Raw genomic sequence first — 26,747 nt, forward strand, 5'->3', positions numbered from 1 at the left:
GAGATACGCTGAGTCCTTCGGCCACGAAGTGCGTATAATTAGTCCTAAAAAAGTGAAGGCCTATGTTGAGGGTCATGAAACTGGGGCCAATGATGCGTTTGCTAGCGCTAATGCAACATTTCAAATAAGAAGAAAATACAGCAAACCCAAATCGATTGAACAACAAACTTTGATGTATCTTGAAGCAAATCGCCAGTTTCTTTCGAAAACTATCGTGTCTGGTGTTGCACATGCGAAATATCATATAACGAATACGGTATTGTTAAAGGCCTAGCTGCATTAGTGACTTCAACACATTATGAAAGGGATGTTCTACCTGCAAGATGAGTTAAACCATATTCAGAAATAATGAATGCGACCACTAGCCAAATAGAACCCTGTAAAAGACTCATGGCTCTTGAAGGTGTTCGTGAGGTAACCACCTCCATGCTTTATGCTAATTTGGGTGATGGGACACAATTTACTAACGGTCGACAAGCATCAGCGTTTATCAGGCTACCACCTAAGCAATACAGTTTAGGTGGTAAAATGACAATGAAGGGACTAATAAACTTGGTAGAGTTAGGGTTTTTCGCGCTGACTGGTATTGGTGTCTTTCCTGACGCCATTTCGCTAACCCTGGCTGTGTCGCTAACGCAGCGACTCGGCTTTGTTATGTAATTCAGTGGAACTAAATTAAGAATCTAGGGCGCATCATTACTAACGAAGCTAATAAAAACGGAACATTATTTTTATGGAGAAATTGGTACAAAAGGGCTATTGAATAGAACTAAGGGTTTCGTTAATCAAAAACTAACGTTGTTCAAAAGTTTAAAATAAAAGCAAGGAAATATAAAAATCGTAGGATTAATGTCCTATTAATCTTTGGTGAGTGTATTTAATTTCTTATATTCAAGATTTGTTGGCAGGTAGAAAAATATTTTCGGCGAGATGCTATTGCGCTGACTTAGGTTTGGGATTTAAAATTAATCTAATTAGCGGCAATCAGCTTGCGTCTGAAAGGTTGGATGGGAAATTCTTTTGCGTTTATTCAGTTACCAATGTTTGCATTTGCAAATGAAAGTTCGGTTACGACAATGGAAGAGGGGTGAGCGTTGGTTTGAAGGTTAATAAAAGTTGGCTGTCAATCGTAAATCGTAATTTTCATCTTCGACTCATACGCTTGGTGGAAATAAAATCCATTACAAAAATATTAGTTAATGAAGGTATGTATAAATTATTTAGCAATGGGTTGTGGTATGTGCCTGTTCTTTCTGTTTGTACATTAAATGTTGTAAAATGTAAGGTGGAAAAATGAAAAATTTAAATTTAGATGAATCAAGAATGATTATTGGTGGGAAGTGGGAAATAAATTGTTACGCTCCTAGTTATATTAGTGGTGGGCAAGTTGTAGAACGTGGTTATAATTTCACTAGATACTCCAATGACAAAAAGATGAGCAACAAAAAAGCTAACGACGTTTGTGGTAGCGGTAATTTTTCTCAAGGTTATAAAAGTATTTAGTATTTAATCATGGTGGCGTTTTAAAGAAAGGCGCCACCATTCTTATGGAAGTGAAATTTTGTTTTGTATTTATTCACTATTAGATCTTGGTGTTATGCTTTTAAAGAGGATGGCGGCTTTTTTTTATTTGATTTTTAGGGTAATCATTGGGTTTTGTAATACTTCATTTCCTAAAGTGTGTTTATATACTTGTCTTTCGTTTAGTGCTTTATATTCACTTATTTTTTGTTTGGGTGTTAATGGGTTTAGTGTTAGAAGTAACACAAAAAAAATCGTAGGTAAACATAGTTTTTTACCTAACAAAGCATTTTTTGATATGTATTGTAAACTGTACGTACAGATGATGTGTTATGGCAATAAAGTTATTTGTAATGAAATTAACTTTTGTTCTGAAAAACTTGAAGAATCTAGAGTTGAATATAAGAACCAAACTGGCTGTGATGTTATTTTATATCCGTTGCATGTTTTTTCTGATGAAATAGCAGTGATTGTTGGCTTGGGTGCGTCAAATAATAGATTATATGTTATTAGTGATGTTGATGAAGGTGATTGGAACAAGCGTTGGGGGGATGTCGTTGAAAAATGGAAAAAAAACAATCGAGATTTGTATTTATTCAATCCCTTTGTGAAATCGAAAACTGACGCCTCACGAGGTATAAGAAAAATAGTAAAGAAAGTAAGAAATAATACCGCTGATTTTGCAGTTTTTCCTGACGCACTACCAGAATACACCAGGAGGAGTGGTCAAAGTCACTCTTATAGAAAATCAATATTGTTTGGTAAAGAATCTAATTTACATGCTGGCCCCTTTAATTTTCCTTCTTTAATGCGAAAAGATGTATTACCATATTATATTTTTTTAAAAAATGGGCGTTTGAAAATCGAAATATTACCTATTATTGAAAAAAACAATGTTAAGCATGAGCTTCCATTATTGATAGAGCATGTAATTGGAGGGATGCATTACAAGCAGTGGTTACTTTGGCATTTCCCCTCATTTTTCTATCGACAAGGTTAAATAATGAATACAGTGTGTTTACAAGGTGAAATGGCTGAGTGTGGGTTGGCTTGTGTAAGTAGTATAGCTGAGCTCCATAATAAAAATGCGCCTTTGAGTTATTTAAGAACATTATGCAGACCATCAGATCTTGGGACTAGCCTTTATGACTTAACTGAACTCTTTGGGAAATTAGATCTTAATGCTCGTGCAGTTTTATTTAACATTCAACTAATTCAAGAGTTGCCTACTCCTTGCATTCTTCATCTCAATGACAGCCATTATGTCGTATTGGAGAAGGTTAATAGTTATTGTGCAGTTGTAATGAATCCCGCTTTAGGTAGGCAGGTATTAAAACTTGGAATATTAAAAATGAGCTTATCCGGATACGCTATCGTATTGGATGAAGAAAAGAAGCTCAACGCTAATAATTCATTTTTTAACATTTTCCAGTTTAAGAATAAAGTCATAAAACTCGACGCTCTTTTATTAATTTATGGTTTATTATCCACATTACTATCTTTGATATTGCCGGCAATAATGTTAAATATAAATAACGGTTTTAAGAACTTTGAAAACCTAGATTTTCATATGTTATTTTATCTGGCAATAGCTCAAATAATTTCTGTAGTTATAATTAGGCAAGGCTATAAGCGAACTATGATAATAGAAGGCGCAACTATGGCCAAAGAAAGTAATAAAATGTATGCTCGATTTTTAAATAATAAGATGTCTTTTTTTGAGCGTCGGACCTCAACAGATGTTGCTAATAGGGCACTTAAGTTTGTAGGCGCGCAAGTTGCAAAATCGACTATTTATAACACTTTAATTATCTGTATTATTCAACTTATAATTTCATTTTTAATTGTTGGTTACATTTCCCCATATTTGGCCTTTTTTTTACTATCTGTATCTTGCATATCATCATTCTTAGCTTGGGTGTCGAGGAAGAATTTAAGTCAAATTAGCATAGTTGAAGAATCTTATCGAGAAAATATATTTAAGCATTTTGTGGAATCTTTTAATTCAATTTCTGACATAAAGTCAAAAAAGGCAAGTAAGAATCTTTGCGTAGTAAATGATTCGAAAGTGAATCAACTCGTAGACTTTAACATTGAATCTGGTTTAAAGCATCTGAAATTCCCAATAATGCAAGAAATTATTGGGATATTTGATATGATATTGACATTATGTTTGTGTTTTTGGTTGATTCAATATAATAACACCCCTTTATCATCTGTATTTTTGTTTTTTTATGTTAAGCAGGTGTTTTCTACTTCTTTTAATCGTTTGATTGAAATAAATGACTCGTTTGGCGCTTTTGATGCAGCACAGGAAAGAGGAAAAGACGTTATTGAATTTGAAAAGGATAACAGCATTCACCAGTTCGATAACGATAGAGTCGGAGGGCTCCATCATGTAGGCATTGTCGAAAAAAAGTCTGATAGAAATTCAATTATTTTCCCCGAATTGATAATAACTAAAGGGCAGTTAGTTGCTGTTACTGGTTGCTCTGGTTCGGGTAAAACTACGTTATTAAAAATATTGTCTGGTTTATATTGTAATATTAAGTTGTTGAATGATGATGGGGGCGAGATGGATAATAACGTGATTATTTCATCAAATTATTATCATGCTACCAATCAAGACTTTATTAGTGGTTCTGTACGTGAGAATATCACAATGTTTGATGCAAATCATTGTGACTCTGATATCCTTACTTTAATAGAAAAGCTTGGTTTGGGACAGGTTATAGCATCATTACCCCAAGGTATAGATACGAAAATTAATGATTATACAAATCCCTTTTCTTCAGGAGAAAAGCAACGTGTATTATTATGTAGAGCATTACTTTCGAATAAGAATACTTTATTGTTAGATGAACCTATGAGTAATTTGGACGAGTTGAGTTGTGATTTAATTATGAGTACATTGAAAGGAACAGGAAAAACGATTGTTTTTACTAGTCATAACCCTTCTTCAATTAGGAAGGCAGATAAAATCATTGATCTTAATATTAAAAATCAGGATCATGAAAGTGAATTTTCGTGAAATTGTAACTAATAAAAAAAACACTTTGCTGTTACTTTTTATTCTAATTTTATTATGTTTTATTTATGTGAACATCATTGGCAGTCCAAATAAGTTTCAGGGATGGAAGACGCATGTTGTTTCGATTGGCAGTATCACTCGTAACGTAGAGTCTATCGGTGTGATTGAGGCCGCTAAAATGATTGATGTTGGCGCCAGTGTTTCTGGGGAAGTTACCGAATTAATGGTTGGTGTAGGCGATAAAGTTTCACAAGGTCAACTGTTGATCGAAATTGACCCTACTGTAAGTGCAAACGAGCTTAAAACAGCACAGAATGAACTGAAGATAGCTGTAGCAAATTTTGATGTTAGTCGCGAACGGTTTCTATATGAACAAGAACAGTTAGAGCTCATTGCACATTTAGTAAAGATTGGAAGCAAAACATCACAAGAGTTGAAAGAGCAAAATCTTGTATACTTGGAAAGCAAAGCGTCCTTGCAAAGTAGCAAACTTTCTAAAGAGACAGCGATGTTGGCGGTGGACTCAAAAAAAGCTCAATTGACTTACACAATGATACGCTCTCCAATAGACGGAACAGTGGTGTCTATACAGGTTGACAAAGGTCAAACTTTGGTTTCAACGCAGCAAGTAAGTAACTTGATAAAAGTTGCAAGTTCTGACCAATATATTGTGAGAATTCCTATATCGGAGTACGATATTTCGAATATATCTATTGGAGATGTTGTGGATTTCTATATCTTGGGTGTTTCAAATGAGACATATAAATCAAAAATATCGAATATTGATTTGACTCCATTAAGTAACAGTTCAACCTCAAAAGGTGTTATTTATAATGTTTCTTTCCATGTTTCCCGAGAACTGTCAGAACACGTTCGTATTGGTATGTCAGTAGGTGCGAAAATAAAAATAATGGAAGAAATAAATGTTGTTATTGTTCCTAGCCATTATGTTCGATATGACACAAATGGAGTTGCGAATGTTACTGTACTAGATAATGGTAATGTTATCACCAAAACAGTCGAATTAGGTTTGTATGATTTTTTAAATTCCGAAGTAGTTTCCGGAATTGAAGTTGGTGATGTTTTGATTTTAGAAGGAATCGATTAATGCCTTTGATTAAAATTAGAAATCTAACTAAATCATTCCATAAAAATAGTAATAATACTGTTGTATTAGACAAGATTGACTTAGATATTCATGAAGGCGAGTTAGTAGCTATAGTAGGGAGTTCTGGTTCGGGAAAGTCTACATTAATGAATATTATTTCTGGCTTGGATTCTAACTGGAGTGGAGATTATCATTTAGATAGTTGTGATATGCAGTCTTATGACAATGAACAATGGGCTAAGATTAGGAGTTGTTATTTTGGTTTTATCTTTCAATCATATAATTTAATACCTTACCTTAGTTGCTTAGAGAACATTAAATTACCATTGTTATACTTTAAGTGCAAAAAACCTCACTATTCGAATACCCTTGTAGAGACTATAAACCGGTTAGATATTAAAGAAGTGAGTTCTAATAAGCCAAGTGAGCTCTCGGGCGGGCAGCAGCAACGGGTTTCTATTGCGCGAGCTTTGGTTAGTGAACCTCGGATTCTTTTGGCTGACGAGCCAACTGGTGCATTGGACATACGAAATAGTGAAGAAGTAATAAATATTTTAAAGGAAATAAATAAAGATGGAACTACTGTAATAATAGTTACTCATGATATGAGTATTGCTGAGTTGTGCGATAGGCAAGTTTCAATTTCGGACGGTAAGGTTATAAATGGTATTAATGAGGGGTCTGTTGTTAATGATAAAATTAATCATAATGAAATACAAGGTTATAATTTTCCGTATCGTATGAAAACCGTGTTGTTAAACTTATTTTTTTTGTATAAAAATAATAAGATAAAGCTTTTTTTAAGTCTCATAGGAGTAATAGTAGGTATTGCAACTATTGTACTTAGTTTGTCTGTATCTGAAAGTGTAGAAAAACAAGTGATATCAGAGTTGTCACGAATGGGAAATAATACGGTTCAAGCTGCATCTTATGGCGAGCAAGATGGACTGCTAATAGAAGATACGTTCAATAAATTAAAAACATTTAACGAAATTAAATATATTTCGCCATATTTACGCGCGCAAAAGAAAATAAAGCGAGCCTTCAAAAAATATGATAATAGTATTTCAAATGATGCCAGTACAATACTTGGCGTATCTCATGAATTTAAGAATCTAATTAAGTTACGGCTTTTAATTGGTCGGTTAATGAATCAAGAAGAGGTGGAACTTGGTCAAACTGTTGTTGTGATTAATGAAATTCTAAACAAACAACTATTTGGAACGCATGATTCAATTGGCAATAAATTGATTATCGATAACATGGTTTTTACTATTATAGGTATAGTAAAACAGAGTGACGCACGCACACCACAACCTATTGCCTGGATTCCGTATACTACATTTATCCATCGAATTAGTAATTCAAATGTTATTAACGAGTTTCACTTTACAGCAATTGAGTCTGATTTAGAAAAAATCATTATTGATTACTTATATAAGATTACAAAAGGTAGTTATACATTTTGGTCAGATAAAGAGTATGTGGAATCTCTTAATAGAGTGAAAAATTTATTTTCAATTTTTATCTTGTCAATTTCTTTTATTTCTTTGTTTGTTGGAGGATCAGGAATTATGAATATAATGTTGGCTTCGGTTAGTGAACGGTATTCAGAGATTGGATTGCGTCGTGCAATTGGAGCATCAAAAAAAAATATACTTGAACAGTTTCTGATTGAGTCCCTTTTTGTTACATTGTTAGGTGGTTTTTTAGGTGTTCTATTGTCCGTTGGTACATTAATTGTGATGAAAAATATATTAATTGATTTTGAGATTATATTGTCTTCTTATTCCATTTTTGTTGGCGTGACATTTTCCTTATTTACTGGGTTATTATTCGGCTTGTTACCTGCCATTAAGGCTTCGAAATTAAACCCTATAGAAGCGCTTTCTCGATGATTTTTAAAAAGTGTTTATATTTGTTTTTATTGCTTATCATTGGTTGTAGTAATATTAATAGTAATCACTTTGATTACGAAAAAAAAACGAAGGTGGAAAATGAACAGGGTGATTGGTTATATGATATAGAAGAATCTAATTTGTTAACTACCCCTTACTTAAATGAATTGTTAGCTAGTGTCATTATCAATAATTTCGAGTTAAACTTAGCTATACTAGACATCAAAAAAGGGGAACTAAATACAAAAAAGAAAGATGATGAACAGGGTGTTCAGATGAATATTAATGTTAGTTCTTCTCATTCAAAATATTTGGACCACGGAGATGAATCTAGTGGTAACTATAGTACCTCTTTTGGTTTGTCTTATGATGTTGATTTTTTTGGTAAAAAAAATATTGAAGATAAGTTGATGTCGATAGACCAAGAGTTATCGTTTTTAGACTTTTTAGGCCTTAAGAATGACATAACCACTTTAGTTATTAACGAGTATGTGTCAATATCTTCTAACAAGTTGAAGCTCGATGTATATAAAAGAATCAAAGATATCCGTATTGATATCTTGAAAATTGAAAGGGAACGATTAGATTCTGGCGTTTCTGTTGGTTCTGAGGTCCTGTCCGCTCAACAATCTTTAGACTCCGCGGTGGCTATAATTGAAAATATCAAGGAAGAAATTTTCAATTCAGTTAACAGAATTGAATTTTTTTCTGGGAATACTGAATTTATCGATATAATTAAAATTAGCGAAGTTGATGTCATAAATTTACCTGATGTGACATTTTCTGATTTGCCAAAATTCGCTGGTACACATCATAGCGTATTAGGTTCTATGCTTCAAATTAAATCTAGTGAACTAAATTTCGAACTTGAAGAAGTTGCCTGGTATCCACAATTTTCGATATCTGGGAGCATTGGTACTCAAGGTGAAAAACTGCGTGAAATTTTTGAAAATCCGTTTGGTTCTATGTCTTCATTATTGATTTTTCCTGTTATTGAGTGGCATAAGCGGACTACTAATATGGGCTTAGTTAATGCTGATTTAACAACGGCACATTTAAATTATGAAAATGTAATTAGTTCGGTCGTAGACGTTATGAACAGTTCTTTAATTAATCTATATGCAGCGCAAAGGCATTATGAAATTAGTCAAATTGAGTTATCGACAGCTAGGTTGACTAGATATTACAGTTTGAATAATTATAATGCAGGCTTTACATCAAAGTATGCAGATCTTCTTACAGAATTTGATTTTCTGAATTCCAAATTGACTGAAATCGATGCTCAGTATAATTTAGTGACTGCAAAAGTTGAGTTATGTTCAGCACTCGATTATCGTGGTTGTCTTTGATTGTCTTTGATTGTCTTTGATTGTCTTTGATTGTCTTTGATTGTCTTTGATTGTCTTTGAGGCGTAATTAAATTTAGAGCTAATGCCACCCTGTTTCGGGCATTTCTTAGTTAATACGACAAGTTTCAGGCATACCTAACCCAGTAAGCTTGTTCAACGCTTTTATCATCGCGTAAGTTTCACCTACTTGTGCATTGTAATTTCTTAAACTTAAACGACCACCAAGCAACTGTTTAACTCGATATATCGCTGTTTCTGAGAGGGAGCGTTTGTGGTAACCATAACGCTCTTTCCAATACTCATTAGAGCCATATAACTTCTGGTTACCTACTGTGAGATTTCGGGGATGACCCCGCTCCCAGAAAGTAGCCCCTTCTCTTGGAGGAATAAGCGCAACGGCTCGCTTAATCTTAATCGCATCGTGGCAGGCTCTCGTTTTTGTCTTAAATGTGACCTCAACTTGCTTTTGTGTTCGGCTAACAAAAGTGTTGTATTTAATACTAAACGGAATATGAACCTAAACATCGAGTCGGTGAATCATTGCGGCGTTCTCGGTGGTATAGAAAATGCTCGTTTTCCCATACCCCTGAGGGCAGTCGTGAAGGCTAAGTCACTGAATCGACTCGCCACTTACCCCCAAAATAGCAGAGAACCGCGGTTAATGAGAAATTGGTTGTATTGCTTCCAGTTGGTTTTTTTGTAAAGAGATTTAGGAATAAGATTATGAATGGAATTAGCTAATCAGCTCTTATGTTATGGATCTAGTTTGGATTACGCAACAAAGCAAATTGAATCAGGCTCTAAATACTTGTTTGTTCGTTGTAATATAGTTTGTCAGTTTCTGTGAGGAAGTTCATTTAACTATGTCGTCATGTGCCGAAATATTACAATGCCAAAGGGACGGAGTTAAAGTTGTTGATTTGCATCTTAATGTGTTCGCGTAACTTCATATGAGCGGGGTTATGCGTATCACGTTTATGATAGATGAGTTTATAAGGAATTTCGTAAATATCGATGGGGCATTCGATTATTTGTAGATCGAGACTCTTGCTCCACTTTGTTGCAAATGATTTGGACATGAGCCCTAAGTAATCATGTAGCGCGACGTTCATTGCCATCCCTGCCAGCGAGCAAGTAACTGCACCGGTTTTACGCTCTTGCATCGCTTCTTTAGCTAGTTGCTCAAAACCGGTAGCGTTTTGCCACCTTCCAGAAAACAAACAATGAGTTTCATTGTAAAACTCTTGTTTGGTTAGCGAACCCTGAATTCGAGGGTGTTTACCACGACAAATAACTACAGCAGGCTCTTGGTAAGCTTCTTCGATAACAAACGCAGGGTCTTTGGTGGTCACTGTATCTACGATTAGGTCCATTTCCTGACGTCTAAGTTGCTCAAATAAAAAGCATTTTTCCGGGGGGGATTCGTGTAATACTGCGCCATTAAGTGATTTGATTTTGTGCAAAATAGATTCTGAGCAATACACTTCAAATACTTTTTCTTCTAATACTGCGCTTTCGATAATGTTAATGGCTTGTTGAAATTGAGGAGCCAGTTGATACGCTGTTGAAGTCAGCGTGATACCTCTTCCTTTCTTTACAAACAGTTGTTTATTCCCTACTTGTTGCTCTAGGCGCTTCATCGATGCGCTGACTGCAGGCTGCGTAAGTTGCAGATGCTCTGCTGCTTTAGTGTAAGATTGGAGGTCTGCTACGACAAGAAAGGTTTGAATTAGGTTTAAGTCCATTATCGTTCTCATAAATTGAATTTATACATTAACAAAATTTCACTATATTTATTTCGTTTACTTGTTAGTTTAACCTAACCTGTATGGGAGTTTAAGATGAACTTCCTATAATTTCAGAGAATTAATGGAGATGTTATGAAAAAGGCAACCAAAGAAAAAGGGAGAAGACTGGTGCTTAACGCCTGTACGCTCGCGTTAGGTGCTGCTTCTGCTACCGCAAACGCGGCTGAGAAACCCAACATCTTGGTGATATTTGGCGACGATGTAGGTTACTGGAATTTAAGTTCGTATAACCAAAATATGTTAGCTTACAATACGCCAAACATCGACACTCTTGCTCAAGAGGGCGCTAAGTTTACAAACTTTTACGCACAGCAAAGCTCTACCGCTGGCCGCTCTGCTTTTATTACAGGCCAAATGCCTAAGCGTACTGGCTTATCAAAAGTCGGTTTACCTGGTGCGGTTGAAGGTATCTCTAAAGAAGATCCAACCATCGCTACCATTTTAAAACAGATGGGTTACGCGACAGGTCAATTTGGTAAAAACCATCTAGGTGACCGAGATGAACATCTTCCAACAGCCCACGGTTTCGATGAATTTTTCGGTAACCTGTACCATCTGAATGCGGAAGAAGAGCCAGAAAACGTGGATTACCCAACGGGCCTTGAGTTCAAGAAGAAGTTTGGTCCACGCGGCGTTATCCACTCGTACGCTGACGGAAAAATTGAAGATACAGGCCCTCTAACACGTAAGCGCATGGAAAACATTGATGGCGAATTCCTCGACGCAGCTGAAAGCTTCATTGAAAAACAAGTCAAAGCAGATAAACCGTTCTTTACTTGGTTTAACGCCACTCGTATGCACAACTTCACTCATCTACCAGAAGAGTACAAGGGTAAAACAGGTGCGGGTTTCTACGCTGATGGTGTGAAGCAACACGATGACCAAATTGGTCATCTACTAAACAAAATAAAGAAATTGGGTGTTGATGACAACACCATCATCGTTTACACCACAGATAACGGTCCTATGATCAACTTGTGGCCAGATGCGGGGATGACGCCATTCCGCTCTGAGAAAAACACGGGGTGGGAAGGTGCGTTCCGTGTGCCTATGTTGATCAAGTGGCCTGGTAAGATAGAAGCGGGTAAAACGTTCAATGGTATGATGTCTCTAGAAGATTTTTTTCCAACGTTAGTCGCGGCCGCTGGTAACGATAAAGTGACTGATGAGTTGCTTAAGGGAAAAAAAGTTGGTGATATGAACTACAAAGTTCACTTGGATGGATACAACCAGCTACCTTACCTAATAGGTAAAACAGATAAGTCTGCGCGTAATGAGTTCGTCTATTGGAGTGATGACGGCGATCTACTCGCTTTACGTCAAGGTAAGTATAAGTTCCATTTCTTGATTCAAGAGAACGAAACTGGTTTAGATATTTGGAAGAAACCATTTACTAAACTGCGCGTTCCGCAGTTCTATGACTTAAGCATCGACCCATTCGAACGTGGTGACACAGGTATGGGTTACGACCGTTGGATGTACGAACGTACGTTCTTAGTTATGCCTGCAATTGCGAAGGTTAAAGAAGTTATGGACACCTTTAAGGAGTACCCTCCTCGAATGGAAGCTGCTTCATTTGTTCCTAAGTAACGTATAATTACAAGTGGCGCTCATAGGGGGGCCACAATCCGAAGAGAGATATGCATGAGCAAAATTTCCCCACGTCACTCTACCACTATGCCAATTGTGCCAATGAAAACGGCGTTTAAATCCCTACAAGGAAATGAACGTCGGTTCCACGTGATGGCAAAACCCGGCGGTGCAAAATGTAACATTGACTGCCAATATTGCTTTTATTTACATAAAGAAAACCTGCTTCATCAACCAAAGCAACCTAAAATGGATGATGAAACCTTAGAATTATTTATTAAGAGTTATATTGAGAGTCAAGACGGAGAGCAAATCGTATTTTCTTGGCAGGGCGGTGAACCAACACTGCTTGGATTAGACTACTTCCGCAAAGTGGTTAAGCTACAAAAGAAATACCAGCCAGAAGGCATACGTATTGAAAACGATCTACAGACCAATGGCATTCTACTTAATGATGAGTGGTGTGAGTTCTTACATGTGAATAACTTTTTAGTTGGATTGTCGATTGATGGTCCACAAGAGCTGCATGACAAATATCGCAAAACTCGTAGCGGTAAGCCTACTTTCCATTTGGTAATGAAAGCAGTTGAAAAACTGCAGCAACGTCAGGTGCGATTCAACGCTTTGGTGACGGTAAATCGCCACAACGTGAAGTATCCATTGGAGATCTACCGTTTCCTTACCCGCGATCTTGGCGTGACTTATATCCAGCTAGCACCTGTGGTCGAGCCAAATGATTTTCATACGACCGCACCACAGTTCTGGAATGAACAGATGATCCCAGAGCTGGGGAGTGAGTTAGCTAAACCTGGGCATCCAATGTCAGTTGTCACTGATTGGTCAGTTGATCCTGATGATTGGGGGGAATTTCTTAGCACCATGTTTGTCGAATGGGTCAACAATGACTTAGGTCAAGTGCTGGTCAACCTATTTGAAACTGCTGTCGCTCAAGTGATGGAAAAGCCTTCTCAGCTTTGTATTACCGCAGAATTCTGTGGCAAAGGCTTAGCGATTGAACATAACGGTGATGTATATAGCTGTGACCATTATGTGTATCCCGAATACAAGTTGTCGAACATTCACGACCAAACGTTGAATGAAATGGTATTTTCTACTCGACAGTTTACTTTTGGTATGGCAAAGCGTGACTCACTACCAGAATATTGTAAGCAGTGTCCCTACCTAAAATATTGTTGGGGCGAATGCCCGAAAAACCGTTTAATCATGACCCCTGACGGTGAACAAGGGCTTAATTACCTTTGTTCTGGTATCCGCCGATTCTTCGATGATACATTGCCTATGTTGGTTGGTTTATCGCAGATCTTGCAAAAGCAAAACAGTAAATATCAAGTATAGTTGGTCATTAAGTATATTTTGCAGTTGAGCATAGTGTGAATTTAGCAAATCTTTACGTTGTTATTTATCTGGATTATTTAATTATCGCTTAGCCAATTTTTAACTCAATGTATTATATTTTTTTATAGTAAAGGTTTTTGGACAGTCGGTAGTTTTTTAATCTTATTGGAGTATTCTAACTTTTGACAGAAAATTAGGAGATTTCTTGTATTACTACGATCTCGAAGGTTGATCTGCTCCAGTTAGACTGGACACCGCATTAAGCGACATATTGTTTTTCAAAGTTAACTGGGCTTAGATACCCAAGAGCACTGTGCCTTCTTGTTCGATTATAATCAACTTCGATATATTCAAAAAGCGCTTGGCGCATCTCTTCTCGCGTCATTATCGGCTCGTATTGGATGGCTTCTACTTTCATTGAGTGGAAAAAGCTTTCAACACAGGCGTTATCCCAGCAATTTCCCTTCCTACTCATACTTTGTTTTAGGCTATGGGCTGAGATTAAGTCTCTGTAGTCTTTTGAACAATATTGACTGCCTCTATCACTATGGATAATCACCCCCTCGGGCATGCCTCTACGGAATAATGCCATTGATAGCGCATCACAGACCAGAGTCGCGGTCATTCTGGTGCTCATTGACCAGCCAACTACTTGCCGTGAGTACAAGTCGATAACAACCGCTAAATACATCCAACCTTCGCTTGTCGCTAGATAATATCTCCAGCCCATTTTTGGTTCGGTGCTGTCGCATTAAAGTCTTGCTCAAGCAAATTCGGGGCAACAGGAAGCCTATGCTTACTGTCTGTCGTACATTTGAACTTACGGGCGGCTTTCGCGACTAAGCTCTGGCGCTTCATGCTCGCGGCAATGGTTTTAACATCATGTTTATTTCCATTTTCTTCAAGTTCTTTTTGAATACGCCTTGCACCATCGCGTTCCTTATTATCATCAAAAGCTTCTCGAACTTTGCTGTCAAGCTGCTTGCGGTGCTCGTTACGTTGAGTGACTTTATGGCGATTATCAATCCAATAATAAAACCCACTTCGAGAAACCCTAAACACCTTAGCCATGCGGACAATCCTATATTGCATAAGGTGTTCGAGCATAAACTCATAGCAATCTACTTTAGATTCTTCGCGAAGTAGGTGGCGGCCTTTTTTACGATATCTAGCTCTTCAGCTTGCTCAGCCAATAATCGTTTGAGTTTGGCATTCTCAGTGGCGAGTTCTCTTTCTCTATCGCTGATTTTCGCGTCTTTTTTGACGGCTTTACGCCATCCAAAGATTTGAGATTCATATAACGATAGCTGTCGTGCGGCAGCAGCGACACCGACTTTGTCTGCTAACTTAAGCGCTTCAGCTTTGAATTCAGGAGTATGTTTGATTCGTGTTTTCTTAGTTGTCATTGTTCACCTCGTTAGTGATTGTACTCACTTAACTCAGTGTCCAAAACTTCTGGTGCGGATCACCTCCAAGCAACTGTTTAACTTTGTACATTACTGTTTCTGAAAGTGAGCGTTTGTAGCAACCATACCGATGTTTCCAATACTTAGCTGAGCTGTATATTTTTTTGCAGCCTACTGTGAGGTTTCCGGGACGAATACATTCCCATAAGTGCCCCTGTGCCCCTTGCCTTGGAATAAAAATCGTAACAAGACGCTTAACTCAAAGATGCTTCAGCGTTTTTGTTTTAAGCAAGAACCAACATGCTTTGTTCTTGGCTGAATACAAGTGTGTGCGGACAATTTAGTGGAACATGGGCTAGCCTAAATATCGAGTAGATGAATACTTCAGCGCTCTCGGTGGCATAGAAAACACTCGTTTCACCATGAACACTATTGTGTGGCTAAATCACAGAATCGACGCGACCTCCTACGCTTCAATTTAGTCATTTACCGCGTGTTTATCAACCCAAAAGGTCAGAGAACTGCGGTAATTGAGTGAACGGTTGTACAGGTTGTTTTGAAAAGAAGCTTAGGCATGAGGCTACAAGAGGTAGCGGACGTAGCTGTTCAGATCGTAGGTTATGGATTTAGTTGCACTGAATCACGTAATAAAGTCCACTCTACCTCTAAGTGAAGTCACGCTACAGAGTCGTATTCGGATGTTTATAGGTTGTTAGCATTTTTGCTTGAGTGGGTTTTGATATGATAACGTAATTTTCACTTCCGCCGGGTAAGATTAATAGTTTAATTTGCAAGGGGTTGGAATGTTTTTATATGATGGTGTGGAGGTTAATATTGTTTATCAACCTAAGTATTGCTTGATAAATAACAAGGTAAGTGGGTTGGAAGCACTGACTAGAACGTTTGAGGGCGGTTTGAAGATTGATCATGAATTGTATTTGTCGAATTTAAATAATAGGTGTTTAATAAATGATTATACAATTTTATTTATTGAAAGTTCATTTTTAGAGTTAAATAGAAATGACTTACTTGATGTTGAGGTATCATTTAATATATATTCAAATCAATTGTTAGATGATGTTTTCGTCTCTAAAATGTTAAGCGTTAGAAAATGTTATAAAGGCATTGTTACATTGGAGATTTCTGAGAAGGAAGCTGTGGATTCTTTAAGGCTACGGGAAGTGGTCATGAAGTTGAAATGTCATAATATTAAAATATCATTAGATGATTTTGCAAAAGATTCGGCAACTATATGTAATCTTTTGAGTGTTGACTATGATGAGGTTAAAGTTGATAAATCCTTAATCGATATGTTAGACGCAGAAAAGACAAAAATGTTTATTAAAATGTTAGTTGGGTTTGCTTCGGATGTTAATTTAAAGTTGGTTGCGGAAGGGGTCGAATCTCAATGCCAAGTGCAAACGTTAAAAGAGTTGGGTGTTGATTTTGTGCAAGGATACTTTTTCGCTAAGCCCACTTCAGCTTGCGAGCTAGCGTTGGTATAGATTATATCTGTATTATTTTAGATATTTTATTTCTATTTTGTTATCAAGCGAACTGTAGATCGCTTCAAAGATGGGTATTTGTTGGACCATTTTATTAAAGGGTATTAGTATGCCGACCCATTTGTAAGTCTTATTGAAGTGCTTTAAGCCACTTTTAGATTCATCCCCAAAGTTGGTGACGGTACCTTCAAGTGATTCTAGATACTCTTTGAAAGCCGTGCGAGATGTTTGTATATATATATACTCTGCAGTGAAGTTTCTTTCTAAGCAGAATGATATGCTCTCTAATATGCTAGAGCAAAATATTGTTGTTGATGAGGAATAAGTGCTTGGTGTGGAAAGTACATTATCATGTACTAAGTTATTCTGCATAATGCGTGGCCTATTTTTGTTGACCTTGATTAGCTCGCGTAACGTAGTTAGATAAATTACATGATGCGCTCGAAGTTCGCCTTCACAATTATGATATTCAAGAAGTAAATAGTTTGAATTGTCAGGGTTGATTAGTTTTTGAAAGTCATTGTACCGTTGTTCTCCCCATTCACGCATTAATATCTTGCTTATTTTAGGGTCGACATGCTGTGGGTTTGTTATAGCATTACAGTTTGTTGAATAGTTTAGTTCATAATGAAATTCACTTATTTCCTCTGTTAGGTCGGAATGACTTACATTAGGAAACCTTTTATCAAATAATCTTTGTTCAATGTCTGCCTTTGATTTCATTAATGTCAGGCCTGCAGCTTCCCTTGCTATTGATAGTGCATCCTTTAGCGATGAATTAATTAACATTATTTGTATTTGTCTTTGGGTTGATGGTACCGTGCGGCCATTCTCCCAGCGTGAATAAGTACCTTTATCTAATCTTTCAAAGCTTGGATGTGTGGATAACAGGTCTACCATGTCTGTTTGACTAAGGTTTTTCCCTTGCCTCGTTTTCTTTAATAATTCTTTAAACATTGATTCTTCTCTTTGGTTAGATGCGTGCTTTATGGTTCTATAATTCTAATGCTTTCTAGTGGCGTTGTTGATCAAATTAGGTAAGGAATGCAGTTCCCCTGCATTATCTAGCTGTTAGTTTATAATAGGTATACCTAATCCTAGGGCGTTGTTCAATACTAGCTATGACCTCTCCAATTTGGGAGTTGTAACATATCAAGCTCAATGTATCGATAGTCAGCCCCTTATATAGAGACAACGGTCGTGATATAAGGGCAGTTTTACACTAAGCTAACTTATCGTTTTTAAGCGTTTCAACGGCTTCATTTCCTTTGCTGGGTTCAGTAATATCGGATGAACTCTACTGAACCAACGTTAACAAGACTTACTCAGCACTAATCACATTATGGGTATCAATATCAATCGCAGGGTAAAGTGCAATTTACTCCAAGTCCTAACTTTTCAGCTTCAGGTATTTTAATTTTCTATTCACCTTCCCCAAAGGCTTTCAGGCCTGTTGAATCTATCGCGATGTGTCGAATTGGACCTTTGGAACTGTTCCTATATTTAACCGCTTACTTACGCTTGTGTAATCAAAAATGGGGCGTCAACCAATGATCAATGCAAATATAGAGTCTATAAAGCCTTGAGGCACGCGTAAGTGTAAGGCGGCGTTAAAACGGTTTCGATGTGAGCATCAGAAAACGGAAAGCCTCTACTTCGTTTGTATAGAGTTTTATTATATTCACTCCGGTCAGTTATTTTCTTTTTTGACTTTCCTATGTCGCTACTATTACATCAACTACATGAGGTTAGGTTACAGGATTTAAGAGCGGTTCAACTGATTTAGTATACCAACGTCCTTTCTTGTTATTAATTAACAGTAACATTACTTCGGGAAATAAAGGTGTAAGCAACTGTATGATGTTTATATTCTTGTATATTTTCATAGAGTGTGTTGCTTAATACATAGCTACTTCAGTGAGCGAATGCTTGTGATGCGAATATACACCTCCCCGAGGGAGGTGTAAGCACACTGACTGAACTATTTGTTGCAAGACTGTGTTATGTTGTCGATTCGTTCGTTTGCGCGATCAGCTTCTTCTTGGGCTTCTACTGCTGTGCTTTTAGTTAATTGAGCTTCAGATGTTAGTGTTACTTTCTGCTCCTTAAGGTCTTGTAAATCTTGGTTTAACAGACTTACCTGGTTATTAAGATTGTTTATTTTCGTCATTGTTTCTTCATCTGGACTTGAAGAACAACCTCCGAGTAGAAGTGCTGAAGAAGTTACTGCTGAGACTAGCATTTTATTCATATATATCCTTGAATATAAGTAAGTATCAAAACCGATGCGACTCTATCGGTGAGGTTGGCTACACTTGAGATTTGGTCTGTTATGTAGAATTAAAAATAATAATGATTTAATGTAACTTGCACTTGCACTTGCACTTGCACAAAAGCCGTAAGACCGATTCTGTTTATATGCGTGATTTATAAAAATAGTTTCAAATTTTGAAGTTCTAGTTTGTGGTTCTTTCCTTAAGTTATTTCTTTCTCGGGTTGATCGCTCTGCTATTTAAGGCTTTTAGATTAACGAATTGCGCGTCTATTTCTAAATGTCCAGGAAAATGCTTTCTCTTAATCGCGTGAATTTATCTAAACTTGCTGGCTTATTCCGTAACCGCCACTCATTTTGATAACTACCCGCCACCTCTTGGTAACACAATTTACAACAATGATGCTTTGCAGAAAAGTGTGCTTTGGGGGTTTGCTCAAACTCTTGTTGATGCTTCTTACAGATAATAACAATTGGTGTCCGACTGTTTACATATTGAACAAGAGAGTAATCGTAGTAATTACCCCATTTTGTTATTGCTTTTTTAATAAATGTTCTGTTCGTATCTTTAGGGAAAGGCATATAACTCTTCAATATTTATATTTTAAGAAAAATACATTTTTCTTAAAGTTGGTTAATTCTCAGTCTCATCTAATACTATGGATAATAGCATGAAAAACTAAGATTCTGCTGATATTCATACATTTTAGCCACCTTTTTTTAAGTCAAAAATAAAAAGTGTAAGATCCAAGATTGCATGTTTTAGATTTATTTGCTTCCAGTGCAAAATTATCAAAAAAAATTCCGTTTCAACTCTTATCTGCAGATTTTCGGTTAGTTTTACAAATTCAAATTTTATTTATAGGTACTATGTTATACAAATCCTGTCAGACGGACAATTAACTTAAACATGATGTATCATAACCAGTTTGTATCATTACTATCACCAAATATAGAATTACAAAAAAATACTAAAAGTTTTTGTGTTCTCTGATTCCGCAAACGTATGTAAAAGCTCAATCAATGAATTTGCATGGTATTTTTTCAAGATTCTCGTTTTATAAGTGCTGACCGTTTTCGCACTTAACGATAACTGTTCAGAAATTCGTTTATTCGAATAACCTTGAGCTAAGTAGTGAAACACTAAAGCCTCTTGTTTTGACAATGCAGGGCTGCTTGAAAACTGTGAATGGTCAAGATCAAATACAGAATAGCCACGAACAATACTAATAATCGCGTCCTTGATTGTGTTCTTACTTCGGTTTTTGTGTAAAAAACCATTGGCACCTAGTTCATAAGCGGCTTTACTCAAGCTAGAGTAATCTTTGGAGGAAACAAAAAGGATCTTCCCTTGATATCCGCTAGCCAAGATGTTTTTAGCTAAACGCATGCCATCTCTATCACCGATAACAACATCTAAAATAATTAAATCAATACTTTGATTGCGAACTAATTCCATTACTTTTGCACAGCTAGTCAATTGTTGTACGTCAACAGTATTTATTACATCAATTACAAGATTAGCAAGTGCTTCACTGTAAAGTGGTTGTGAATCAACAATAAGAACGTTTTTCAAAATCTACCTCATTTGGTCCCAAATTTTATTTGCTCACACCAATAAAACTTCAGTCAATTCCTACAAAAAAAGTGAATTGATTGTATCTATTGGCAGTTGAAATAACGTTGTCATATTGAAATTTACTTAAGTGAATATGCTAACAGGCTGAAAATGTTAATGTATATCAGAGACGACTTTGTTGCGTGATTCACTGGAACTAAATCCATAACCTACGATCTGTTCAACTACGTCCACTACTTGTCATCACTTGATGCTTGAGTTTCTTTAAAAAACAACCAACTAAAAATAACACACCGTCCTTTGGGAACGATAGATAAGCAGTAAATGGTTAGGTTCAAGTGCGAGAGGTCGCGTCCATTCAGTGACTTAGCCATACCAATAGGTTGTATGGTGAAGCGTGTGTTGTTTAACCCGCTACAGGTTTTTTTTCAGAAAACATCATCAGTATAAAGCGCTGCTCTTCTTCACTTAACGTAATGGCGTTTATTTTCATCTGGTCGCCAATTAATCGTTGAAGTTCACTCCGTTGTAATACGGTTAGTTGATTTAACTGTAACGTTCTTTTTAACTTTTCAAATTTTTTCGATTCCACTTCATTCTTCCTGATAAATAATTGCAATCAAATTCAATATAAAATAATGGGCTTTACTGGTAAGTAAGATTATTCGTAAAAGCATGTAAGCTCTTTCTTGTTTATTGCTTAGATCGATGAATATAAAGAAGCTAGGATTTGCGATAACTACTCCCATTAATCTTGGCTTTGTTGCGTAATTCAGTCGAACTAAATCAGGAACTTACGATCTGATAAGCTACGTCTACGACCTGTTGTAGCCTATGCTAAATTTCTTAACGAAATAATCAACTTGAAGTACGGCAACCAATTGCTCATTAGCCGCGGGAATCCACGTTGGTTCAGTGATTTATCTATCACGACAGCGCTCATGGTGAAACGAGTTTTTTCTATGCCACCGAGAGCGCTGAAGTATTCATCTACTCGATATTTAGGCTAGCCCATGTTCCACTAAATTGTCCGCACACACTTGTATTCAGCCAAGAACAAAGCATGTTGGTTCTTGCTTAAAACAAACACGCCGAAGCATCTTTGAGGTATCTGGTGATGGCGCTTATGGTGCAAGTGCCTATCACGATGTCATTAGGATTAAGTGTGTTGTTACGATTATTCTTCCAAGGCAAAGGGCACTTATGGGAACGTGCTCGTCCCAGAAATCTCGCAGTAGGTTGAAAAAATTATACAGCTCAGCTAAGTATTGGAAATAACGGTATGGTTACCACAAAAGCTCACTCTCAGAAACTGCGATGTATTGACTTAAACAGTTGCCAGGAGAACGATTGAGCTTAAGAACTTCAATGCACCGGTGGGTAACTTACGCGATGACAAAAGCGTTGAACAAGCTCACTGGCTTAAGTATGTCTGCAACTAGTCGTATCGACTAAGAAATACACGAAACAGATAGGCTCTACTTCTAAATTTAATCACGCAACAAAGCCCTTAACACGGTGTTTACTTGGAATAGTCATCATTAGTGCTAAATGTGTAACACCTTTCAGGGCGGGGATTTTTACTAATTCAATGAGGCAAAGAGCCACTTTAATTAATGTTAACATATTAATACTCTTAGCGAATTTACTGTTTTGATCTGTGTGCGATGCTAATTCTATTAAGGACGAAATATTGTAAACGATAAAATTTCAAAGCTTAATTTAGCTCTATCAAATTAAGCGAAGGTTCATCTTTCTGTGTAGGAAAAGTCTTAAATTTCCAATGTTTTTATATTTCTGCTGTGTTTTTTGTTTTTGTCCTTTATATTTGAACAATGGTTTGATGTTATCAGTAAAAGCAATATTAGGATTGCAACTAATTTTCTACATGTTACATCTCGGCCTTTGTAAACAAGTTATCTATGATTAATCGTTCATAGATGTAAATAAATCAAACATTAAATTGGTCATGTTAGAATGAGAAAAGGCAGACATAGATTGTTATATAATTCAAAAGTTATTTCTCTTGGTCTTGTTACACTTGCATTAAATGGGTGTGGTACAGGCGAGGAGGAACCATCTTCTCCACAAGATTCCATAGTGGAAGTCTTTGCTCAAGATGCGTTGCTTAAAACTGAAATTAATGATAGTGGATATATTGTAGATTTATCCACTATTGTATTAGCTAATCAATCTGACAATGTCTTTAGGCTGTCTGACGTGTCCGTTATAAATAGTAATTCATCATGCAGCCCTATGTCCATCGAACAGCAGTCTTTTACGATTAACCGTAAGCAAGCTAAAGTTTGTGATTACGCGTATGCTGTTATTGCTAACAATCAAGCAGATGTAAATGAACATAGTAGTGGTATGGTGCGCGTTGTTGTGAGTGATGGCGACATGTTTCAACTGCCAGCACTGTCGCATGTTGCAAAAATCAATGAAGTAAACACAACAACAGATCCAGACTATAACTACGAACCAATTCAAATTAGTCTAATTAATGAATTAAGCTTAGTTGGAACCGATGTGTCTAATTGGACGCTCTCTCCTTCAATCACGCAGCCTTATACCAAAGGCTCTTTAGTTAACGTTGATGTTACAAATCACCTTATTGAATATATACCAGCTCCAGGAACCAGCGGTATTGACAGACTAATGTATAGCTATATTGATGACTCTGCTGGTCAAGCATATAGTGGTGTTATAGACATTGCAGTCGCAGAAAATGCGAACCAAGGGATTGAGTTGTTAACTCCCAATGCCATTTATGGTTTAAACGGCAAAACTTATGTCCCTCTTAAGGACGCGATTAATGGCATTGAAATCGACGTTAGCCCCTATGTGAATTCATTGGATGGGGACGATATTCAACTTATTTATGTGAAATCATTAACTGCCCCTCAAACCAGCATTGATGGCGCAAATCAAAATAATTTAACTAATACTAAATTTACATTTAAAGCATCAACCCAAAATGTCCATTTCGTCACTTATGCCGTCAGTGATCATAAAGGTAGTTATCAAATTGGCCATATTAGTGTAACCGTGTTGGATGAAAATGATATAGCTCCTTGGGTTGATGTAACTGACGAACAATCCAATACATTGTTTTACGCACCAAAGACTTTAAACGTCGCAATAGCAAATAGTTATACCTTTGACGAATCAATCACCACTCGTGTATCTGGAATAAATTACTCTGTAGCTGGATTATATAGCGATAGCGTTATTGAATATTGCTCTCAACTAAGTGCAGAGTTAGCAACAAGTGAAGAACTAAAATCACTAGTAGATAGAGGTTGGTTAAACACAGCACTTTGGCCCCAAAATAGTGAATATTTAGTTTTAGACCGTATTTCTGGAGACATTAAAATTCTCGATATTTCAGCTGGTGCGTATACTATAGATATAACAACGTTAGATAACCCTCTTTCGGATATCAGTTACTATCCTGCATGTGTCGAGAAAAGTGATGCGACAGATCGTATGTTAGTGAGTTTACAATTATCAGCCAAGTTACGCTCTGGTACTACCTCCATTTCCGTGCCAAATGGCAAGTCAATTAATACAACGCTGACCGGCTATTTTAACGACGGTTCGGTAGAGAATGACATGCTTTTATTCGATAAGTCATTGACCACGTTCGTACAAAGTAGTCAGCTTTTGACTCAAGATAGCTTTGGATTCATAGCACATACTATTGGTAACACAGATTTATATGGTCAATATAATGCTAATAAAGACCCATTGCGGTCTAATATTATTGATATTGAAGTTACAACTGCTGTAGTTACAAAGGGTACGCTATCCGTGTCTTCGCATACGGTACCGCAAGGTTCAACGATTACTCTTGATGGACAAATAGAGTACAGCGATAATTCGAGTTCCCTAGTCAGTGATGAAGCGAGCATTACATGGATGATTGATGGCACCGAATATACTGGTCCGGGGTCTCACAATTATGTCGATGATATTACATACGACGGTTCAAATTGGACGTTAAAGTCAAGTGACATAAATCAAGGAAGTTTTGATATTTCTTGGATTATTGACGGTATCTGGTCTAACTTACAAACAGTGACCATTGTTGAAGCTGCCCTGGTCAATCTAGAAAGTATCGTAACGAAAGATAGTACCTCGCACTTAGTAGCGAATGAATTTGCTATAGGCCGTCCGTTTTATTTCACTGTTATGGGTAAATTTACAGATGATGTGTTACGTGATGTAACATCAATGATTGAACAACAAAACTGGGAATATGATAGTAGCTACGTTAACCAATCAAGTACGTCATTCAACCAATTTACTGGTCATGCAGTTAATAGAAATACCAATGATTGTGGATACGGTCAACCAATTAAAGCCTGGTTGAATGGGCTGTCTATATGTAAAAGTGTCATAATAGCAGAATCCTATTTGATGTCTCTTACACTAACGCCAAGTCACCACACCTTACCCAGAGGTACTAAAGTGGATATCACTGCTACTGGTACATATAGTGATGGCTCATCTCAAACCGTCAATGGGCTGGAGTGTACTTGGACATCTTCAAATACAAACCGAGCAACTGTGGATAATTATGGTAAAGTCACAACAAATTCATCTAGCCAATTAGGCGACGTTACCATCATGGCTGTGTGTCCGGCGCGTTATGGTACAGGTTCAGTGTCTAGTAGCGCGATAATTTCCGTAACAGGCGCTTCTCTTGTTAGTATAAATGCTTCCCCAGGTTCATGGCGAATGAGTAGGTTAGAAACTAAAGCGTTAACCGCAATTGGTGTGTACTCAGACGGGACCACCGCAGACATATCTAATACGGTATCGTGGTCTAAAACTTCTTCTGGATACGACAGTAGTTTGACCATAAACGGGGCGCAGGTAACGGTTGGCATTGGATATACAAGAAGTGGAAGTTTGGACTTTGTTGCCAAGTTAAATGGGATTACAAGTGACACTGTTACATTGACGTTGTACAACTCATTTTATGTATCAGGTATTGATATGAGATTTACGTTACCTTCTAGGCGCAAAGCAAGTCAAGAAGGGGCGAAGAATGTTTGTGATGATCCAGCAAGTGCACAAAATGAAGATTGGGGAGATGGTGTTTGGACGCAACTTAGCTCGAGTACCTCAGATCGACTTTATGATACTGGTGTAGCTAAAGAAGTTCATGACATGTTTGTAAATCGGTTAAACGATGACGGCGATCCTTATGGCACATACTATTGGGTGTGGAACCCAGTTAATGGCAAACCCAATTATGGGTACAAATATAATATGAGTGCTCGTTCTAGCCTCGCTGCCCATAAAACTGAATGGAATACTTATATCTGTGGCCAACCTTTTTAGATTATAAATACCCGCCTTCTTAGAAGGCGGGTTTGCCTCATAATTCTCTAAAAAATGGTATCCATGCTGTTAGGTATTCAATAACTGGAATTGGCGATCATACTCTATGTCCTGTTTACCTTTATGTCGTACATATCGTTAAATTAATTTTTTCATTCCAGCAGTCCTTATCTAAAAACTATCCTCGCCCCAAAATTTTATTTCCTACCCCTTTTCGTATTCGAAGAAATTTATTAAGGCGTATTGATCTTTTCTGTCAATACAATAAATCATTGATATGTTGGCATGGTTTCCCTCTAACTTGTAATATCTACTTGAAATTGCCGTATACCTAATTTTCGACCAAGCGACTGTAACGCCAATCTATACAATCTTTGTCTATACCTTTCCCACTATTGCGGTTTCTTCGCCATGCTCCTTAAAACAAAGGAAAGATACGCTGTTCTATGTGCTATTACAAACTATGTGATTAACTTCATCGAATTACTCTGGTTTACTAAAATCGTCAACGTACTTTAAGACGAGACAATATGTGTTATTGGAACGAAATGGGGTAAATAAAAAGCGCGGAAGATTTAGCATCATCAGCTAATTAACCAGAGTAACCACTCAGATGCTGGTACATCCTTTTTAAGGATCTATAAGTGTTTAAGTTGCTTAGCCAGAGAGCTAGTGCTCGTTTTTTAAGAAAATACTCTGGTTTCCGCTTTTCGATACAGAGGTCTTGAATACTTACCCCTCTAAGGGAACTTGATCGATAAGGGACATATCCCTACAAACGTAAATATTTCCAGGTTAGCATTTGCGATGGGATAAGATCCCATCTGCTAACTAGATGCTCGTTATTTAATGTATAATATTTTGGAAATTGAGGCTTGTTTTAGTTTTAGTTTTAGTTTTAGTTTTAGTTTTAGTTTTAGTTTTAGTTTTGGTTGTAGTGTTTTATTTTGTAATTATTTTTAGTTTATTTAA

The 26,747-nt window shown here is 36.9% G+C and carries 16 protein-coding genes and 5 pseudogenes; 12 read left to right on the forward strand and 9 right to left on the reverse strand.

Going from position 1 to position 26,747, the window contains the following annotated elements; all coding sequences use genetic code 11:
* The first annotated feature begins 390 nt into the window (after window positions 1–390).
* The 7 genes from MD535_RS05590 to MD535_RS05620 all read left to right on the forward strand — a co-directional run bounded on the left by MD535_RS05590 (window position 391) and on the right by MD535_RS05620 (window position 8,907).
* Window positions 391–660 (forward strand): transposase, encoded by a 270-nt coding sequence (locus tag MD535_RS05590; RefSeq protein WP_265673915.1) that lies wholly within the window; start codon window positions 391–393, stop codon window positions 658–660.
* A gap of 633 nt (window positions 661–1,293) precedes the next feature.
* Complete coding sequence (locus tag MD535_RS05595) at window positions 1,294–1,503, forward strand: hypothetical protein (RefSeq protein ID WP_265673916.1); 210 nt, start codon at window positions 1,294–1,296, stop codon at window positions 1,501–1,503.
* A gap of 58 nt (window positions 1,504–1,561) precedes the next feature.
* Entirely contained in the window at window positions 1,562–2,521 is a 960-nt protein-coding gene (locus MD535_RS05600) for a hypothetical protein (RefSeq protein WP_237300451.1), read from the forward strand.
* Window positions 2,522–2,524: 3 nt separating this feature from the next.
* Window positions 2,525–4,552, forward strand: coding sequence for a cysteine peptidase family C39 domain-containing protein (locus MD535_RS05605; protein ID WP_237300452.1), 2,028 nt, complete (start codon window positions 2,525–2,527; stop codon window positions 4,550–4,552).
* Entirely contained in the window at window positions 4,539–5,660 is a 1,122-nt protein-coding gene (locus MD535_RS05610; protein WP_237300453.1) for an efflux RND transporter periplasmic adaptor subunit, read from the forward strand. Before MD535_RS05605 ends, MD535_RS05610 begins: the two co-directional genes overlap by 14 nt.
* On the forward strand, window positions 5,660–7,558 hold the full coding sequence (locus MD535_RS05615; protein WP_237300454.1) for an ATP-binding cassette domain-containing protein: 1,899 nt from the start codon (window positions 5,660–5,662) through the stop codon (window positions 7,556–7,558). The genes MD535_RS05610 and MD535_RS05615 overlap by 1 nt, the downstream gene beginning before the upstream one ends.
* A gap of 92 nt (window positions 7,559–7,650) precedes the next feature.
* The gene (locus MD535_RS05620; RefSeq protein ID WP_265673917.1) at window positions 7,651–8,907 is read left to right on the forward strand and encodes a TolC family protein; all 1,257 of its coding nucleotides are present in this window, start codon (window positions 7,651–7,653) and stop codon (window positions 8,905–8,907) included.
* A gap of 106 nt (window positions 8,908–9,013) precedes the next feature.
* On the opposite strand, the pseudogene MD535_RS05625 reads toward MD535_RS05620, so the two are convergent.
* Together MD535_RS05625 and MD535_RS05630 are read right to left on the reverse strand one after the other, a co-directional pair.
* Window positions 9,014–9,624 (reverse strand): annotated as a pseudogene (locus MD535_RS05625) (hypothetical protein).
* 167 nt (window positions 9,625–9,791) lie between these two features.
* On the reverse strand, window positions 9,792–10,652 hold the full coding sequence (locus tag MD535_RS05630) for a LysR family transcriptional regulator (RefSeq protein WP_265673918.1): 861 nt from the start codon (window positions 10,650–10,652) through the stop codon (window positions 9,792–9,794).
* Window positions 10,653–10,787: 135 nt separating this feature from the next.
* On the opposite strand from MD535_RS05630, the gene MD535_RS05635 reads away from it, so the two are divergent.
* Together MD535_RS05635 and MD535_RS05640 are read left to right on the forward strand one after the other, a co-directional pair.
* Entirely contained in the window at window positions 10,788–12,305 is a 1,518-nt protein-coding gene (locus tag MD535_RS05635; RefSeq protein ID WP_237300457.1) for an arylsulfatase, read from the forward strand.
* A gap of 54 nt (window positions 12,306–12,359) precedes the next feature.
* Window positions 12,360–13,661, forward strand: coding sequence for an anaerobic sulfatase maturase (locus tag MD535_RS05640; protein WP_237300458.1), 1,302 nt, complete (start codon window positions 12,360–12,362; stop codon window positions 13,659–13,661).
* Between the two features lie 259 nt (window positions 13,662–13,920).
* Here MD535_RS05640 and MD535_RS05645 read toward each other — a convergent pair.
* Window positions 13,921–15,067: pseudogene (locus MD535_RS05645) on the reverse strand (IS3 family transposase).
* A 61-nt stretch (window positions 15,068–15,128) separates the two neighbouring features.
* Window positions 15,129–15,326, reverse strand: a pseudogene (locus MD535_RS26400) (IS5/IS1182 family transposase); the annotation flags it as partial.
* A 544-nt stretch (window positions 15,327–15,870) separates the two neighbouring features.
* Between MD535_RS26400 and MD535_RS05650 the strand changes: the two are divergent.
* Window positions 15,871–16,572: an EAL domain-containing protein gene (locus MD535_RS05650; RefSeq protein ID WP_102333155.1), complete on the forward strand. Its 702-nt coding sequence runs from the start codon at window positions 15,871–15,873 to the stop codon at window positions 16,570–16,572.
* 12 nt (window positions 16,573–16,584) lie between these two features.
* Here MD535_RS05650 and MD535_RS05655 read toward each other — a convergent pair whose 3' ends face one another.
* The 5 genes and pseudogenes from MD535_RS05655 to MD535_RS05675 form a co-directional block, all read right to left on the reverse strand.
* Window positions 16,585–17,529, reverse strand: a complete 945-nt coding sequence (locus tag MD535_RS05655) for a helix-turn-helix domain-containing protein (RefSeq protein ID WP_265673919.1) — start codon at window positions 17,527–17,529, stop codon at window positions 16,585–16,587.
* Window positions 17,530–17,643: 114 nt separating this feature from the next.
* Window positions 17,644–18,291: pseudogene (locus tag MD535_RS26285) on the reverse strand (transposase).
* 262 nt (window positions 18,292–18,553) lie between these two features.
* Window positions 18,554–18,823 carry an Lpp/OprI family alanine-zipper lipoprotein gene (locus MD535_RS05665; RefSeq protein WP_102333153.1) on the reverse strand — a complete coding sequence of 90 codons (270 nt, stop codon included), beginning with the start codon at window positions 18,821–18,823 and terminating at the stop codon, window positions 18,554–18,556.
* Window positions 18,824–19,802: 979 nt separating this feature from the next.
* Window positions 19,803–20,420 carry a response regulator transcription factor gene (locus tag MD535_RS05670; protein WP_237300461.1) on the reverse strand — a complete coding sequence of 206 codons (618 nt, stop codon included), beginning with the start codon at window positions 20,418–20,420 and terminating at the stop codon, window positions 19,803–19,805.
* Between the two features lie 409 nt (window positions 20,421–20,829).
* The gene (locus MD535_RS05675; protein WP_102333150.1) at window positions 20,830–21,015 is read right to left on the reverse strand and encodes a hypothetical protein; all 186 of its coding nucleotides are present in this window, start codon (window positions 21,013–21,015) and stop codon (window positions 20,830–20,832) included.
* A gap of 301 nt (window positions 21,016–21,316) precedes the next feature.
* Here MD535_RS05675 and MD535_RS05680 point away from each other — a divergent pair.
* Window positions 21,317–21,878, forward strand: a pseudogene (locus tag MD535_RS05680) (transposase); the annotation flags it as partial.
* Between the two features lie 522 nt (window positions 21,879–22,400).
* Window positions 22,401–25,775, forward strand: a complete 3,375-nt coding sequence (locus MD535_RS05685; protein ID WP_265673920.1) for an Ig-like domain-containing protein — start codon at window positions 22,401–22,403, stop codon at window positions 25,773–25,775.
* Window positions 25,776–26,747: the final 972 nt, after the last annotated feature.

This window comes from Vibrio qingdaonensis, from assembly GCF_026191675.1.
In the GTDB taxonomy this organism is placed as follows: domain Bacteria; phylum Pseudomonadota; class Gammaproteobacteria; order Enterobacterales; family Vibrionaceae; genus Vibrio; species Vibrio qingdaonensis.

Excerpts from the sequence above, each read along its gene's own strand:
- MD535_RS05655 (WP_265673919.1), bottom strand. The coding sequence starts at position 17,529 with ATGTTTAAAGAATTATTAAAGAAAACGAGGCAAGGGAAAAACCTTAGT.
- MD535_RS05640 (WP_237300458.1), top strand. The coding sequence starts at position 12,360 with ATGAGCAAAATTTCCCCACGTCACTCTACCACTATGCCAATTGTGCCA.
- MD535_RS05650 (WP_102333155.1), top strand. The coding sequence starts at position 15,871 with ATGTTTTTATATGATGGTGTGGAGGTTAATATTGTTTATCAACCTAAG.
- MD535_RS05595 (WP_265673916.1), top strand. The coding sequence starts at position 1,294 with ATGAAAAATTTAAATTTAGATGAATCAAGAATGATTATTGGTGGGAAG.
- MD535_RS05615 (WP_237300454.1), top strand. The coding sequence starts at position 5,660 with ATGCCTTTGATTAAAATTAGAAATCTAACTAAATCATTCCATAAAAAT.
- MD535_RS05685 (WP_265673920.1), top strand. The coding sequence starts at position 22,401 with ATGAGAAAAGGCAGACATAGATTGTTATATAATTCAAAAGTTATTTCT.
- MD535_RS05630 (WP_265673918.1), bottom strand. The coding sequence starts at position 10,652 with ATGGACTTAAACCTAATTCAAACCTTTCTTGTCGTAGCAGACCTCCAA.
- MD535_RS05590 (WP_265673915.1), top strand. The coding sequence starts at position 391 with ATGGCTCTTGAAGGTGTTCGTGAGGTAACCACCTCCATGCTTTATGCT.
- MD535_RS05605 (WP_237300452.1), top strand. The coding sequence starts at position 2,525 with ATGAATACAGTGTGTTTACAAGGTGAAATGGCTGAGTGTGGGTTGGCT.
- MD535_RS05665 (WP_102333153.1), bottom strand. The coding sequence starts at position 18,823 with ATGAATAAAATGCTAGTCTCAGCAGTAACTTCTTCAGCACTTCTACTC.
- MD535_RS05635 (WP_237300457.1), top strand. The coding sequence starts at position 10,788 with ATGAAAAAGGCAACCAAAGAAAAAGGGAGAAGACTGGTGCTTAACGCC.